Origin of the sequence: Nannocystis sp. (assembly GCF_016714285.1) — a bacterium.
Taxonomy (GTDB): domain Bacteria; phylum Myxococcota_A; class Polyangia; order Nannocystales; family Nannocystaceae; genus Nannocystis.
This window is the reverse complement of sequence record NZ_JADJNN010000019.1, coordinates 35,254-49,934: the sequence shown is the minus strand read 5'-3', so window position 1 is coordinate 49,934 and position 14,681 is coordinate 35,254. Positions and strand designations below refer to the sequence as shown.

10 protein-coding genes are annotated in these 14,681 nt (G+C 71.6%); 4 read left to right on the top strand and 6 right to left on the bottom strand.

What is annotated here, in order from left to right:
• Positions 1–83: 83 nt before the first annotated feature.
• Positions 84–887, bottom strand: a complete 804-nt coding sequence (locus IPJ59_RS26465; RefSeq protein WP_293273847.1) for a hypothetical protein — start codon at positions 885–887, stop codon at positions 84–86.
• 62 nt (positions 888–949) lie between these two features.
• Between IPJ59_RS26465 and IPJ59_RS26460 the strand changes: the two genes are divergently transcribed.
• A complete protein-coding gene (locus IPJ59_RS26460) occupies positions 950–3,223 on the top strand; it encodes a hypothetical protein (RefSeq protein WP_293273846.1) in 2,274 nt (757 codons plus the stop codon).
• 42 nt (positions 3,224–3,265) lie between these two features.
• Positions 3,266–3,829: a tellurite resistance TerB family protein gene (locus IPJ59_RS26455; RefSeq protein WP_293273845.1), complete on the top strand. Its 564-nt coding sequence runs from the start codon at positions 3,266–3,268 to the stop codon at positions 3,827–3,829.
• A 76-nt stretch (positions 3,830–3,905) separates the two neighbouring features.
• Here the strand turns inward: IPJ59_RS26455 and IPJ59_RS26450 are convergent, their stop codons facing one another.
• Both IPJ59_RS26450 and IPJ59_RS26445 read right to left on the bottom strand, forming a co-directional pair.
• Positions 3,906–5,678 (bottom strand): fibrinogen-like YCDxxxxGGGW domain-containing protein, encoded by a 1,773-nt coding sequence (locus IPJ59_RS26450; protein ID WP_293251704.1) that lies wholly within the window; start codon positions 5,676–5,678, stop codon positions 3,906–3,908.
• A 120-nt stretch (positions 5,679–5,798) separates the two neighbouring features.
• A complete protein-coding gene (locus IPJ59_RS26445) occupies positions 5,799–7,199 on the bottom strand; it encodes a serine hydrolase domain-containing protein (protein ID WP_293273844.1) in 1,401 nt (466 codons plus the stop codon).
• A 121-nt stretch (positions 7,200–7,320) separates the two neighbouring features.
• Here IPJ59_RS26445 and IPJ59_RS26440 point away from each other — a divergent pair, with 121 nt between their 5' ends.
• Entirely contained in the window at positions 7,321–8,802 is a 1,482-nt protein-coding gene (locus tag IPJ59_RS26440) for an MFS transporter (protein WP_293251706.1), read from the top strand.
• A complete protein-coding gene (locus IPJ59_RS26435) occupies positions 8,799–11,165 on the top strand; it encodes a PEP/pyruvate-binding domain-containing protein (protein WP_293273843.1) in 2,367 nt (788 codons plus the stop codon). Before IPJ59_RS26440 ends, IPJ59_RS26435 begins: the two co-directional genes overlap by 4 nt.
• A gap of 47 nt (positions 11,166–11,212) precedes the next feature.
• Here the strand turns inward: IPJ59_RS26435 and IPJ59_RS26430 are convergent, their stop codons facing one another.
• From IPJ59_RS26430 to IPJ59_RS26420, 3 genes are all read right to left on the bottom strand, one after another.
• Positions 11,213–12,316: an AI-2E family transporter gene (locus tag IPJ59_RS26430; protein WP_293273842.1), complete on the bottom strand. Its 1,104-nt coding sequence runs from the start codon at positions 12,314–12,316 to the stop codon at positions 11,213–11,215.
• A gap of 176 nt (positions 12,317–12,492) precedes the next feature.
• Complete coding sequence (locus tag IPJ59_RS26425; protein ID WP_293273841.1) at positions 12,493–13,023, bottom strand: hypothetical protein; 531 nt, start codon at positions 13,021–13,023, stop codon at positions 12,493–12,495.
• A 156-nt stretch (positions 13,024–13,179) separates the two neighbouring features.
• The gene (locus IPJ59_RS26420; protein ID WP_293273840.1) at positions 13,180–14,631 is read right to left on the bottom strand and encodes a DUF4215 domain-containing protein; all 1,452 of its coding nucleotides are present in this window, start codon (positions 14,629–14,631) and stop codon (positions 13,180–13,182) included.
• Positions 14,632–14,681: the final 50 nt, after the last annotated feature.

The window sequence follows — 14,681 nt, the reverse complement described above, 5'->3', positions numbered from 1 at the left end:
TCGCGCTCGTGACGATCGAGGGCGCCGCGACCAGGGGCCCGCAGCTGTTCGATGCGTTCGTCGGGTTGTCCATGTCGTCCGGGTCAGGGGCAGCCGGGGTCGCCCGGGTTGCAGCACATGCACTTCGGGGAGATGCGCGACTGCAGGCAGAAGCCGGTCTCGTACTTGATCCCGTCGATCTCGCCCGCCATGCACGCAGTGAGGCAATCGGTGTCGGCGAGCTTGCCGTGCAGGCACGACTGCAGCACGGTCGCGCTCGTGCAGAAGCCGGGATCGTCGGCGCACACGGTGCCGGGGCCGTCGCCGCAGGCCACCTCGATCACGCCGCCGCCGTCGACGCAGCCGAACGCGAAGTCGTGGCCCTGGGCCACGCACTGGGCGTCCGCGGCCGCGGGATCGGGCTGCCACAGGCCATCCTTGCAGGCATACAGGGTGCTCGCGCCGAGCTCGCAGGCCGGGCCGCTGTCGCAGTGGCGGGCGTCAAGGTTCGGGTCGCAGCGGGCTGGCGGCGGCGTCCCGCAGGCCTCGCCGCCGGTCGTGGGATCGCCGCTCGTGGACCCGGCGCTGGTGGACCCGGCGCTCGTCGTCCCCGAGGCTGTCATGCCCGCGTTGGACTCGCAGCAGCTGAGGTCGCCCGGGTCCTCCGGGGAGCACCATTCGTAGCCGACGTTGCAGAAGCACTCGCCGTTGCTCATGAAGCTGTTCGCATCGGGGCACGACGGCTCGCCAGATCCGGTGGTCTTGCCGGTGTCGCCGGTCACCGGCGACGGCTCGCCCGTCGTCGTCGTCGTCGACGCCGTCCCGCTCTCGCTGCCCTGCTCATCGCTGTCCTTGGGTCCGCAAGCCGCGAGCGCGGCGATGACGAGGACGATACGGACGTGCAGCATGGGCCGAGGGTACTCCAACTGGCCCGCGGCGGGTATGAGACACTCGCGGCATGTCCGCTCCGATGTCTGTGCCCGTCGCGCTCGCGCTGACCCTCATGATCGCCGCCTGCGGCGACAGTGGCCGGCAGGACAGCGACGCCACGGGCGGGCAGAGCACCGGCGTGAGCGCGACGGGCGGCGCGACCGAGCCGGTCCCGACCTCGAGTTCGGGCGGCGATCCGACCGGGATGACGGGCAGCGGCACGGCGCCGACGAGCGAGGCGACCACCGCGGTGAGCGCGACGGGCTCGACGGGCGCGACCACCGGGGCCGGCTTCTGCCCGATCTTGTGCGGCCCGGCGAACACCTGCTGTCAGGATGGCGAGGCCTGCATCGCCGAGACCTGCGTCGAGGACTGCGCCTCCGGGGTGCTGTGCGCCGCCGTATGTTGTGAGGTGGGGGCCGTCTGTGTGGCCGATGAATGCAAGCAGCCGGCCGGTGATTGCGAGGAGTCGCTGGATTGCGAGAGCGGTGAATTCTGCGAGCCAACGCTCGAGAAGTGCCTGCCCCAATTCCCCGCCGAGGGCCTGTGCGAGTTCGCCGAGATCGGCGAGTTCAACCCGGCGCTGAAGTGGTCGTGGACGCAGACGGCGGTCCAGCCGGCGTACAACCAGGCCGTGTCGGCGCCGCTGATCGTCGACCTCGACGACGACGGCGTACCCGAGGTGATCTTTACCACCAAGGCGGCGCCGCACCAGAACATCACCGGCTATATGCGCGTACTCGACGGCAAGACCGGCGCCGAGAAGTGGGACGGCAGCACCGACGCGCTCAGCGGCGCGAACCCGGTCAATACCACCTTCTCGCCCGCGGTCGCCGACCTCGAAGGCGACGGTCCGGCCGAGATCGTCGCGCTGGCGACCACCGGGGAGATCATCGCATTCACCGCCGACGGAGCCGTCAAGTGGCGCTCGCGCAAGCCGGACGACACGGCTTATGCCGGGTTCGCCGGCAAGTACAGCTCCGCGATCTCGCTGGCTGACATGGACGGGGACGGCAAGGGCGAGGTGGTCCTCGGCGGCGTCGTCCTCGACCACACGGGCAAGGTCATCTCGGGCATCGGGCGCGAGCTGCTGTCGCAGGTGGCGGGCTACGGGATGAGCAGCGTGATCGCTGACATCGACGGCGACGGTACGCAGGACGTGGTCGGCGGCAACGCGGCCTACCGGCGCGACGGCGCGGAGATCTGGACCCAGCCGATCCCCGATGGCTTCCCCGGCATCGCGGACTTTGACGGGGACGGCGCGCCCGAGCTCGTGGTCACGACCGCGGCCGGGATCCGCCTGCAGGACGCCGCGACCGGGGCGCAGATAGCCTTCCTTGGCTTCGGCGGCGACGGCCTCAACGGGCCGCCGACGGTCGCCGAGGTGGACGGCGACCCGGCGCTCGAGATCGGGATCCAGCGCAACGTCCCCTGCGACTACACCATCTTCGACTACGACCCCGCCACCAAGGTCTTCACCGCGAAGTGGACGACCCCGCTGTCGGTCTGCTCGGGCTTGATCGCCGCGACCGCCTTCGACTTCGACGGCGACAAGCAGGTCGAGCTGGTCGTCCACGACGACTGCGACGTTTTCATCCTTAGCGGGGTCGACGGCGGCGTGCTGCTCAAGCTGCTGGCGTCGCACGGCACCTGGTCCGAGTTCACCTCGATCGCCGACGTCGACGGTGACAAGAGCGCAGATATCGCGTTCTCCGCCAACAACGACTATCACATGGTCAATCCCGGGTACTGCGGGAACACCGGCAACAACGGCGTGCACGTCTACTCGGACCCCGAGGGCAAGTGGATGCCGACCCGCCGGGTCTGGAATCAACAGAGTTATCATATCACCAACATCAAGGCCGACGGTTCGCTGCCGAAGCCCGAGCCCGACAGCTGGGGCCCGGACGGCTTCAACAACTACCGCGTCTCGTTCCAGGGCAAGGGTGTGTTCAACGCCGCCGACCTGATCGTCGACCTGGAGATCAGCGGGATCGGCTGCCCGGCGCAGCTGGTGCTGCGGGCGCGGGTCAAGAACATCGGCTCGCTCGGCGTCCCGGCGGGCGTCAAGGTGCTGTTCTTCGCGGGGGTGGACGCCACCGGGACCCTGCTCGGCGAGCAGGTCACCACGCTCGCGCTGCTCCCGGGCGCGTTCGAGGTGGTCGAGCAGCCCTACGATCTGGACGGGCTCGATCCGGTGGCGATCTACGTCACCGTCGACGGTTTCGACGCCCAGTCGGGGGTCATCCCCGAATGCAACGAGGACAACAACAGCGCGGCCAATGCCAGCGCGCAGTGCGTCATTCCGGGCTGAGGCCCGCAAGGCCCCCTGCGGTCGCGCGGCGGGGCGCAGTTCGTGGATCGTGCCATTTCGCGCTGGCGCGGTTGTGGCGCCGCGGATCGGGTTGACCCCAGCGGGGGGGCCCTGGTAGCTTCGCGGCCGGTTTCGGTTTTTGAAACCCAAGGAGTCGTGGCAATGGGATTCTTCAGCTCGCTGAAAGACAAGCTCAGTTCAATCGTCGTTGGGACCGCCGCAGGGGAGTGGGCGGTGACCGCGATGGCGGTGATGGTGTTCGCCGACGGCGACGCCGAGGCGGCCGAGATGGAGAAGGCCAAGGTGGTCGCCACCACCAATCCGGTCGTCAAGAACTCGATCGGGAGCGCGCGCGGCGAGGCCCTCTTCAACGAGACGGTCGAGGCGATCAAGGTCGCCCCGGCGGCGATGGTCCAGACTTACCTGACCAAGCTCGACGCGCTCGCGCGCAAGATCGGCAGCCAGGACGACAAGAACTTCGCGCTGGCGGCCGTGATCGCGGTGGCGACCGCGGACGGCGACGTCGAGCGCGCCGAGGCCGATCTGCTGGTGCGCTTCAAGGCGCTGCTCGGCGCGACGATCGACGTCCCGTCGGCCCAGGGCTGATCGGGCGACGAATGCTCGGTGGACGGCCTGCGCCTGCGCTGACGCGGCAGGCGCTGGCCGTTCGGGTTGGCCCGATTCAGCGGAGGTAGATCGAGTAGTCGTACGATTGGCCGCTGGCCTGGGACCAGTTGGCCTGGCCGCAGTTGTTGTTGTTGCAGGTGTTGGTCGCGGGGGCGAAGGTGTCGGTGCCGAAGTGGCCGACGCCCGCGTTGTAGCAGGCGGCCCAGCCGGCCTGGGCCTCCGAGGCGGTGCGGATCGCCGAGCCGTTGCACACCTTGCCGCTGCCGTAATTGCCGTTGCAGCAGTAGTTCATGTCGTGCCAGTTGCCGAGGCCGCCGCCGAGGTTGTCCGACGGGGTGGCCTCGTTCGAGCCGATGCGATCGCCGTCGGGCGAGCCGCCGGAGCCGGTGGTGCACAGGCCGTTGGTCTGCACGCAGTGATTGGCGTAGAGCGCGGTGGACAGGCGGACCAGGCGCTCGCCGGCCCACACCATCGCGGTGTCGGAGGCCTTCACCGGCGAGCCGATCAGCGTATTGTCGCCGCCCTGGAGGTGGGTGCGCATCGTCTCGGTGGTCAGCTTGGTGAAGCTCTTCCAGCCGACCACGGTGCCCTCGGTGTGGACGACCAGCAGGATGTCCTTGGCGCCGCTGTAGTCGTTCCAGCCGGCGTTGACGTGGTCCTCGGTGAGGGCGGTCATCACCGTGCCCTTGGTGGTGCCGTCGTTCCACTTGGTGTTGCCCCACCACATGACGTGCCCGTCGGAGGTGTCGAGGTTCAGCACCAGGGCCCAGCCGCCGCCGTCGATCGTCATGTTGCAGAGGGTGTCGAAGGCCGGCTTGCCGCCGTTGCCGTCGGGGTCGATCGTGTACACCCCGGACAGGGCCTGCGGGTTCCCCATCTTGATCGCCGCGCAGGTCGCGGCGACCTGGCACTTGTTGGCGCTGCAGAAGCCGGTGCCGCAGTCGCTGGCGGCGGCGCAGGCCTTGTCGACGGCGCACTTGGGGCAGGTCATGCCGCCGCAGTCGACGTCGGTCTCGCCGCCGCTCTTGATCTTGTCGTCGCAGGCGGGGGCCTTGCACAGCGTGGTGCAGGCGTCGGCGTCGCTCATGTTGCCGTCGTCGCAGGTCTCGACGCCGGCCAGGACGAAGCCGTCGCCGCACTTGGCGGTGATGCAGGTCGGCAGGCACATGTCGGTGTCGACGTCGTTGCCGTCGTCGCACTCCTCCATGCCCTGGAGCTTGCCGTCGCCGCAGCTCTCGAGCACGCAGGTCGCGCTGCAGCCGTCGCCGTCGACGTCGTTGCCGTCGTCGCAGCCCTCGCTGCCGGCGAGGACTTTGCCGTCGCCGCAGATGTTGTTGGCGCAGGCGGCGGTGCAGGCCTTGTCGTCGCCGTTGTCTGGGCCGGCGTCGCACTCCTCGCTGCCGGAAAGGACGAGGCCGTCGCCGCACACGTTGTTGGCGCAGGTGGAGGTGCAGGCCTTGTCGTCGCCGTTGTCGGGGCCGGCGTCGCAGTCCTCGCCGGGGTCGACGTTGCCGTCGCCGCAGACCGGCGCGGGGCCGGTGCTGGTCGCGTCGGTCGCGGTGCTGGCGGTCGTCGCGTCGGTGGTGGTCGGGTCGGTGGTGGTCGGGTTGGTCGCTGTGGGGTTGGTCGTCGAGTCCGCCGTCGGGTCCGTCGTCGGCTCCGTGGTCGTCGTATCCGCGGTCGTCGCGGCGGTGGTGGTCGCGGTCGTGGTGGCCGCGGCGGTGGTCGAGCCCGTCGTCAGCGTGCCGCCGCCGCCGTCGTCCGAGCAGCCCGCGAGCATGGCCGCCGCGCAGGCGACCCCGGCGAGCGCAACGAGGTTCTTATGCATGTGTCTACCCAGCATTCCCATCCTCCTCACCCGCGTATCGCGGGCCCCGCGGCGATTCTAGCCGATGCGCGCGCGCGTCGGTGTCCCGCGCCGCCGATCGTTCATGACCCCTGTGCCGAGCTACGAGCGGTCCGCCGGCAGGGCCGCGAGCACGCTCGCGGCGAATGCGTCGAGGTCCCACGCCGGGCGCTGGTGGGTCATGCCGAGGCGGACGATGACCGCCCTGCGTGATGGCACGATGAGGACGGCCTGGCCCTGGAAGCCGGAGGCCTGGTAGGCGTCGACGGGGAGGTGCGGGAAGCGGCGGTCGCCGGGGTCGTCGGGCTTGCCGGCGTTGGCCCAGAACTGGGCCGCGTAGTCGCGGGTCTCGCTGGTCGGGGTCGGGGTGCGGCTGTAATCGACCCACCCGGGCGGCAGGACGCGCGCGCCGTTCCACACGCCGTCCTGCAGGTAGAGCAGGCCGAAGCGGGCCCAGTCGCGGGCGCTGGCGTGGACGTAGGACGAGCCGAGGAGAGTGCCGGTGGCGTCGGTCTCGAACACCGCGCTGCGCATGCCGATCGGCGCGAACAGGGCCTCGTGGGGGTATCGGTGGTAGGCCGCGTCGCTGGTGAATTGTTGGCGGACGATCCAGCTGAGAATGTTGGTCGTCGCGCTCGAGTAGGAAAATACCGTGTCGGGCGGGTGGGCCAGCGGCTTGCTGATCGCGTAGGCGGCGGCGTCGTCGACCTCGAAGAGCATGTGCGTGGCGTCGGCGAGGGCGCCGTAGCGCTCGTCGAATTCGAGGCCGCTGCTCATGCGCAGCAGCTGGTCGAGGGTGATGGCACGTCGCGGGTCGTCGGCCCACGCGGGCACCGGCGCGGGCGCCTGGAGGTCGAGCTGGCCGCGACCTACGAGGATACCGACCAGGGCGTTGGTCACGCTCTTCGACATCGACCAGCCGAGGTGCAGGGTGCTGCGATCGAAGCCGTCGGCGTGGCGCTCGGCGACGATGGCCCCGTCGTACACGACGATCACCGCTCGCGTGCGCCGCAGCGACTCCGGGTCCGGCTCGCTGAACGCGGCCGCGACGGCGGCGTCGAGCCCGGCGCGATCGAGGCCGGGCGGGTCCGGATCGGTGCTGTCGCCGTCGCCCTGCGGCCAGGGGGCGGCGCTGGCGGGGGCCCGCGGCGGCTCGAAGCCCTGCGCGCGCAGGGTGTCGCTATCGCTGGCGATGGCGAGCGCGCAGCCGAGGCCGGGGCGGTACACGGCGGTGCGCGCCGCGAGGCCGACCACCGTGGCGCGCACCAGCTGCTGCTCGCGGTCGACGGTGGTCGACACGAAGGGGTAGGGCGCCATGTCCTCGGCGGCGACCTGCGCCGGATCGCGGCCGGCGAGCAGCACCGCGGAGCAGGTGTTGCGGGCGACGTAGCCGGTCGCGGTGGGCAAGATCCACCCGGTCACGAAGACGCCGGCGGCGAGCAGGAGCAGCGCGAGCACGGCGAGCGCTCGCCGCCAGAGACGTCCGCGGCCTTTGCTGGTCATGCCGCGGCAATCTATCGCGCGGCGGCGTGCGCCGTCGAGGGTCGCGCGGTCGGACCGCAGGCTCGAGGTCTGCCAGGTGGTTGACAGGTGTGGCCGTCATGCTGTCTGTTCGGGCCCGGCGATGCACGAGCAGGTGGAGCGCTCCGACGCGGGGGCTGGCGGACCAGCGGGGCCGGCCGCGTCGCGGGCGGTGCTGCCCGCGGTCACGCTCGCGGTGCTGTTGTCGGCGATGGATCAGACGATCGTCGGCACCGCGTTGCCGCGGATCGCCGGTGAGCTCGGCCGCCTCGATCTCTATCCGTGGGTGTTCACCGCGTACCTGGTGGCGGTCACGGTGGTCGTGCCGATCGCTGGCCAGCTCGGCGATCGGCACGGGCGCCGCAGCCTGCTGCTGGCGGGGATGGGGGTGTTCATCGTCGGCTCGCTGGCGGCCGGGCTGGCGCCGACGATGCCGGCGCTGATCGGGTGTCGCGCGCTGCAGGGCCTCGGCGCCGGCGCCCTGGTAGCGAACGCGTACGCCGTGCTCGCGGATCTCTATGCGCCCGCTCAGGTCGGCCGCTACACGGGGCTGCTCAGCGGGGTGTACGGGCTCGCCAGCGTGATCGGGCCGATCGTCGGCGGGCTCGTCACGGACGGCGTCGGCTGGCGCTGGGCCTTCCTCATCAATGTGCCGCTCGGGCTCGCGGCTGTGGTGCCGCTCGCTATCCACGCTCCGCGCAAGCGCCCGGGCGGCGCCTCGCCGGCCACCGACCACGCCGGCATCGTGCTGCTGACGGCGACGCTGGTGCCGGCCCTGCTGGCGCTCGCGCGGGTCGGCGGCGCCGGCTTCGATCGCTGGACCTTCGCCGCGGCGGCGGTGTCGCTGCTCGCGGGCGTCGGTCTGGTCGTGGTCGAGTCGCGCGCGGCGGCGCCGATCCTCCCGCCGCACCTGCTGCGCGACCCGATCGTCGGGCTCACGAGCCTGATCGCGTTCCTCGCCAGCGCGGCGTTTTACGCCTGCTCGATCTATCTGCCGCTCGCGCTGCAGGTCGTCCACGGATTCGCGGCGACGGCGGCGGGGCTGGCGATGACGCCGATGGTCCTCGCGCTGGTCGCGGGGAGCATCATCGGCGGGGTCCGGGTCAGTCGCAGCGGCCGCTGTCGGCCGGTCGTGCAGGCGGGGCTGCTGGCGATGTGCGGCGGCCTGCTGGCGCTGGCGGTGGTCGGCGTCGGGCCTGGTCTCGCGGTGCCCGCGGCGCTGACGGTCGTCGGCCTCGGCATCGGCCTGGCCCTGCCCGCGCTCACGGTCGCGGCCCAGAACGCGGCCCAGTACGCGGAGATCGGGGTCGCCACGGCGCTCGGCAAGTTCGCGCGCAGCCTCGGCGGCATCGTCGGGATCGGGGTGTTCGGCGCGCTGCTCGAGCGTCAGGTCACCCACGCCGGGGCTGGCATCGACGCCGGTGCCGCGGCGCCGCGAATCGGCGCGCAGGCGGCGGCGATCGACGCCGGGGTCGCCATGATCCTCGCCAGCGCTTGCGGCCTGGCCCTCGCGGCGCTGGTCTGCGCCGTGCTACTGCGCGAGCTGCCGCTGCGCCGAACCATCACCACGAGCACGCCGCCATGAGCACCGCGACACTCCTCGATCTTCGTGACGCTGATGTCGCCGCCGCCGGCGGCAAGGCGCGGGGCCTCGCGCGCCTGCTCCGGGCCGGCCTGCGCGTGCCCGCGGGGGTGGTCCTGCTCGCGCCCGACGCGGGCGACCCGGCGTTACGATCCTGGTTGCGCGCCGAGGGCGAGCCGACGGTCGCCGTGCGCTCCTCGGGGCGCGAGGAGGACGGCGTCATCAGCTCGTTCGCGGGGCAGTACGAGAGCGTGCTCGGGGTCGCGGGCGAGTCGGCGATCGCGTCGGCGATCGCCCACTGTCTCGCGTCGGCCACCGGCGCGCGCGCGCTGCACTACGCGGCCCAGACGGGCGCGCTCGCGGTGGTCGTGCAGCGGATGGTCGCGCCGCGGGTCGCGGGCGTGCTGTTCACCGTCGATCCCGATCGCGATCCGGGCAGCGCCGAGGCCGAGCTCGTGATCGTCGAGGCGGTCGCCGGTCTCGGGGACGCGCTCGTGGCCGGGACCGTGACCCCCGACCGCTACCAGCTCGGGCGCGACGGCCAGCTGCGGGCCAGCGTGATTCAGGGCGGCGAGCCGCTGCTCGACGCGGGGGCGCTGCACGACCTGATCACGGAGGCCCTGCGCGCCGAGGCCTCGCTCGGCGGGCCGCTCGACCTCGAGTGGGCGATCGACGCCGACGGCGTGGTGTGGTGGCTGCAGGCCCGGCCGATCACTGCGCGCGCGCGGGTCGGCTGCGACGAGTTCGACACGCCGATCGCCGACCCCGACGCGGTGTTCGTCCGCTACAACATCGGCGAGATCCTGCCGGGCGCCCTCACGCCGCTCACCTGGGATCTGATCGGCCGCAACCTCGATGCGGCGATGGCCGCGAATTTCATCGACCTCGGCGTCGACCTCCGTGGACGCGCGGGTGACTGCATCGCCAGCTTCTCTGGCCACGCCTTCATGAACCTCGCCAGCGCCTACCGCTTCGCCGCCGGGGTGCTCGGCAGCAGCAAGGAGGGCGTCGACGTCAGCCTGGCCGGGCGGGTGCTCGCCGTGCCGACGCCGTTTCACGCGCCGTCGCTGCCGCGGCGCCTGCAGAACACCGCCCGCTACGTGCGCTTCCTGGGCCGGGCGGAGGCCGAGTTGCTGCACCTCGAGGCGCAGCTCGCCGGTCCCACGCCGCCGCCGGCCGGCGACGCGGCTGGCTGGTGGCAGCGGCTGGCCGACGCGGGGCCGCGGCTGCAGCGGGCCTGGCGGGTGCACCTGCGGGCCTCGATGCGCTCAGGCAGCCTCGGCGAGACGCTGCAGAGCATCCTCAGCGGCGGCAAGCGGGCCGGGCCGGAGCAGCACGCCGAGATGGCGGGGCTGCTCGCCGACGCGGGCGAGGTCGTCGGCGCCGACCTGGTCCGTGCGCTCGATCGCATGTGCGCCGCGATCGCCGAGGACCTCGAGGTCGCGGGGCGCTTCGTGCAGGACGACCGCGACGCCGCGCTCGCGTGGCTGCGCGCCGGGCCGGTCGCCGCTGCCTTCGCGGCGCTGCTCGCCGAGCACGGCCACCGCGGTGTCCGCGAGCTCGAGCTGCACGCGCCCGACTGGTCGGAGGATCCGCGGCCGCTGGTCGCGGCCATGCAGGCGCGCGTGCGGGCCGACATGGCCGGTCCGGCCGCGCCGCGCGAGCGAACACCGGCCCCCGCGATCGCCGGGATCCGCGGCGTCCTGGCGCGGGCGATCGCCCCCAAGGCCCGCCGGGCGATCGCCCTGCGCGAGCGCTCCAAGAGCCTCGTCACCGGCGTGGTCCGCCAGATCAAGCGCGAGCTCGCGGCGCTGGCCACCTGCCTCGTCGACGCGGCCCGCCTGCCCGAGCAGGACCTGTTGTACTTCCTCGTCCTCGCCGAGATCGGTCGCCTGGTCGACGCCGCCGACCCGGCGCTGGTCCAGCGCGCGCGGCAACGCCGGAGCCTGCACTGGCAGCAGGCGCGGCTCGAGTTCCCCGCGCTCAACGTCGGTGTGCCGCGGCCGCACAGCCCCGCCGAGCTCGACCACGCCGACGAGGTCGACTTGCAGGGCACCCCGGTCAGCCGTGGCGTTGTCGAGGGCCCGGCCCGCGTCGTTCGGACGGTCGCGGAGGCGGGCGAGCTGCGGCCGGGTGAGATCCTCGTGGTGCCGCACACCGATGTCGGCTGGACCCCCTGCTTCAGCGTCGCCGCCGGCCTGGTCACCGAGATCGGCGGCACGCTCTCGCACGGGGCGGTGGTCGCCCGCGAGTATGGATTGCCGGCGGTCGTCGACCTGCCGGGCGCGACGCGGGTGTTTCGCACCGGCGATCGGCTGCTGCTCGACGCCGATCGCGGCCGGGTCCGTCGCCTGCGCCCGGCGTGATGTCGCCTCGCAGCGGCGCTGCGTGGCCCTGTGCAGCAAGTGAGGCGCTACTGTTTCCCGGCCAGGTAGGGGCTGGGGCTCGGCATGGTGATGTTCGTCATCGAGGCGCTGGCGGAGTCGGGGTGGCGAAACGCCTCGAACAGGGACAGCGCGAAGGCCAGCACGACCGGGCCGAGCACGAGGCCGATGAGGCCGAACACCTGCAGCCCGCCGAGCACGGCGAAGAAGATGAAGAGCTCGTGGAGCTTGGCCCGGCGGCCGACCAGGCGCGGGCGCATGAAGTTGTCGACCAGGCTGATGATGAGGCCCGCGATCAGGAGGATGATCGCCTTGATCCACGCGCCGGTGACGGCGAGGTAGATCACCGCGGGGACCCAGATGACGAAGGCGCCGAGGACCGGGATCAGGGACAGGAAGATCATCACGACCCCCCACAGGGTCGCCGAGGGCAGGCCGAGCACCGCGAAGGCCAGGCCGCCGAGGCTGCCCTGAACCGCGGCGATCACCAGGACGCCGTTGACGCTGGCGCCGACGACCTCGCGGACGCGGGTCAGGACCTCGTAGGTCTCGCGGTTGCGCAGGGGGATCGCGCTGGCCAGCGCCTCGCGCACCAGCTTGCCGTCGCGAAACAGGTAGAACATGACGAACACGACGAACAGCGCCTGGACGACCACGAGGACGATGTTACTGACGATGCCAAACGCGCTGCCGGCCACCTGGGCGCCGATGGCACCCAGCTGCTCGGTGATCTGGGTGCGCAGGTGGGCGAGGTCGATGTACTGGGCGAGCCGCTGCATGACCGGCCCGGTGTGGCGCGACGCGGGATCGAGGAAGTCGCTGATCGCCGCCTGGGTGGCGCCGACCGTCGGCATGATCTCGCGGACGATGGCCCAGGTGACGAGGCCCATGGGTACGCCGATCACGCCGACCACGACCAGGGTCGAGAGCGCCGCGCTCAGGGTCTCGCGCCGCGTCCGGGCGAGGATCCGCCGGTGGACTCCGTCGAAGGTCACGGTCAACACGGCGGCCCACAGGAGCACGTTGACGAACGGCGCCAGCATCAACCAGCACAGGTAGAGCGCGGTCATCATCGTGGCCAGGAGGATCAGCCAGCGAGCCTGGCCACGGCGGTCTTGGTCGTTCTCAGACATGGCGGCGCCGCTCTATAAGGGGGGTTGCGGATTGTGCAACCCGCGAATTCGCCGGCGGCGCGAACGGGCCCCGGCGCCGCAGCCGAGGCCCGATCTTCGGCTGCTGCGCGGCGCTTGCGGGGGTCCGCGGCGGGTCGGGCTGCGGCCGGGCGCGCTCCCCTGAGCGTCGGGCCCTGCTACTCGAGCGCGCCGGTGTCGATCCATTCCTTGATCGTGGCGATCTTCGCGGCGCTGAGCGGCATGTCCGGCGGCGGCGGCATCGCGTCGCCATATCCACCGACCTCGGCCGCGGTGCCGGAGACCTTGTGAAACAGGTAGCTGGTGGCCGAGTCGCCGGGCTCGACGTAATCGAGGCCGGTGACGGTGGAGGGCTGGTTGATCAGCACGGCGTACGCGCCCGCCGGATCGCCGCCCATGAATGGATAGACCGCCTGGCCCGGGGTCATCCCGTCGGGCGGGATGATATGGCACGAGCAGCTCGCGTTGAAGATGGGCCAGATATCGAAGCCGAAGTGCAGGCCGGGCAGGTCCACCATACCGCCGGTGCTGCCGGTCGGCTCGTCGCCGGTGCTGCCGGTCGGCTCGTCGCCGGTGCTGCCGCTGGCGTCGCCGGTGCTGCTGCTGGCGTCGCTCGTGCCGTCGGAGGAGGGCTCGCAGCCGAGCACGATGAGGGCCAGGGCCGGGGCCCAGATGCGTGTAAGGATCATCACTTCTGCTTGCCAGGATCGGCCGCCACGCACAAGGCCACAGGCGAAGACCCACGTGGCGCCGCGTGGCGAGATGCTGGCCGTGTCAGCACGACGCGACCGGGCGTCGATCGCGGATCGGCGCACGGTCGTCGGTGGCCCGGCGGGCGCGGTCGATCAGCGGACGAAGATCCAGGCCATGCCGTTCTTCTTGGTCGGCGGATTGGGCTCGCAATTGATGTTGCCGACGCTGATGAACGGATTGTTCTGGCAGGTGAAGTTGCCGAAGCCGACGCCGAGCGCCGAGTCTGGCGTGAGGCAGTCGTTCTGGTTGTTGCCGAGGATGCCGAGCCGCACCCGCGGGCCGTTGTTGTTGGGCGCGTTGTTGATGCCCTCCTGGTTGCAGTTGGCCTGCAGCGAGCTCGCCGGCACCAGCCCGGCCCAGCCGGCCTTGGTGCCCATGGTTGCGACGTAGGTGCCCGGCGAGAACAGGGCGAACAGCGAGGCCTTGGCCATGGCGAGCTTGAGGTAGGTGGGCTTGGGCGGGTTCATGTTCCCGACCGGCGACTCCATGCCGAGCAGGATGTCGGTGAAGGGCACCAGGTTCCAGGTCGCCAGCTTGGCGGCGGTGTGGTCGAAGTCCGGCATGTTCGCGTTGAACACCATGTTGTCGGTCCAGCGCGGGCTGTTGTAGGCCCAGCCGTCGGTCGGGATGGCCTTGGCCGCGAGGGTCCAGCCGCCGCCGTCGAAGGTCATGTCGCAGTAGGCCTGCCAGGTGATGTCGCCGACCTTGAGCGTGTACACGCCGTCCTTCGCCGCGGGGTCGAAGGTCTTGATAGCGAGGCAGTTCGGCGGCTGGGTGCAGTCGCCGAGGCAGCCGTCGCTGCTGACCATGTTCTTGTCGTCGCAGGCCTCGGGCCCGTTCTTCATGCCGTCGCCGCAGAAGGCGGCGAGGGCCGAACAGTCCTGGGCGCAGCCGCCGTACATGCCGTCGTTGACGCCGTCGTCGCAGACCTCGACGCCGGCGAGGATGAAGCTGTCGCCGCAGCTGGCGTTCTTGCAGCCGGTGACGCACATGTCCGTGTCGTCGGCGTTCATGTCGTCGCACTCCTCGGGCGCCTGGACCACGCCGTCGCCGCAGACGGCCGCGACGCAGGCGTTGCTGCAGCCGTCGTCGTCGATCTGGTTGCCGTCGTCGCAGGTCTCCGCGCCGTTCATCATCGCGTCGCCGCAGAACGGGCCGAGCGCGCTGCAGTCGGGCGCGCAGCCGTCGTAGCCGCCGTCGTTGACGCCGTCGTCGCAGACCTCGGGCGGGTCGACCACCGCGTTGCCGCACATATCAACGGTGCCGCTGCTGCTGACGGTCACGTCGCCGGTGCTGCCGGAGGTCGTTTGCCCGGCGCTGACCGAGTCGGAGCCGCTGCCGCCGGTCCCGCTCGTCGGCGTGGTGTTGGTGGCGTCGGTGGTCGGCACGTCGCCGGTGCTGCCCTCGGTGCCGCCGCCGCTGGTGCCCGTGCCGCCCTCGGTGGCCGTGGTGCTGCTGACGCCCCCGTCGTCGCCGCAAGCCTGCGCCGCGAGACAGCCGAGGATAGCGACGCCCTTCACAAGTTCATTTTTCCAGCCCTGCATTACGCTAATCTCCTTGCCGGCTTCGGCCGGCCCGTCTCGTCCCCCGCCGG

Excerpts from the sequence above, each read along its gene's own strand:
- IPJ59_RS26450 (WP_293251704.1), bottom strand. The coding sequence starts at position 5,678 with ATGCATAAGAACCTCGTTGCGCTCGCCGGGGTCGCCTGCGCGGCGGCC.
- IPJ59_RS26440 (WP_293251706.1), top strand. The coding sequence starts at position 7,321 with ATGCACGAGCAGGTGGAGCGCTCCGACGCGGGGGCTGGCGGACCAGCG.
- IPJ59_RS26465 (WP_293273847.1), bottom strand. The coding sequence starts at position 887 with ATGCTGCACGTCCGTATCGTCCTCGTCATCGCCGCGCTCGCGGCTTGC.
- IPJ59_RS26435 (WP_293273843.1), top strand. The coding sequence starts at position 8,799 with ATGAGCACCGCGACACTCCTCGATCTTCGTGACGCTGATGTCGCCGCC.
- IPJ59_RS26430 (WP_293273842.1), bottom strand. The coding sequence starts at position 12,316 with ATGTCTGAGAACGACCAAGACCGCCGTGGCCAGGCTCGCTGGCTGATC.
- IPJ59_RS26420 (WP_293273840.1), bottom strand. The coding sequence starts at position 14,631 with ATGCAGGGCTGGAAAAATGAACTTGTGAAGGGCGTCGCTATCCTCGGC.
- IPJ59_RS26460 (WP_293273846.1), top strand. The coding sequence starts at position 950 with ATGTCTGTGCCCGTCGCGCTCGCGCTGACCCTCATGATCGCCGCCTGC.
- IPJ59_RS26445 (WP_293273844.1), bottom strand. The coding sequence starts at position 7,199 with ATGACCAGCAAAGGCCGCGGACGTCTCTGGCGGCGAGCGCTCGCCGTG.
- IPJ59_RS26425 (WP_293273841.1), bottom strand. The coding sequence starts at position 13,023 with ATGATCCTTACACGCATCTGGGCCCCGGCCCTGGCCCTCATCGTGCTC.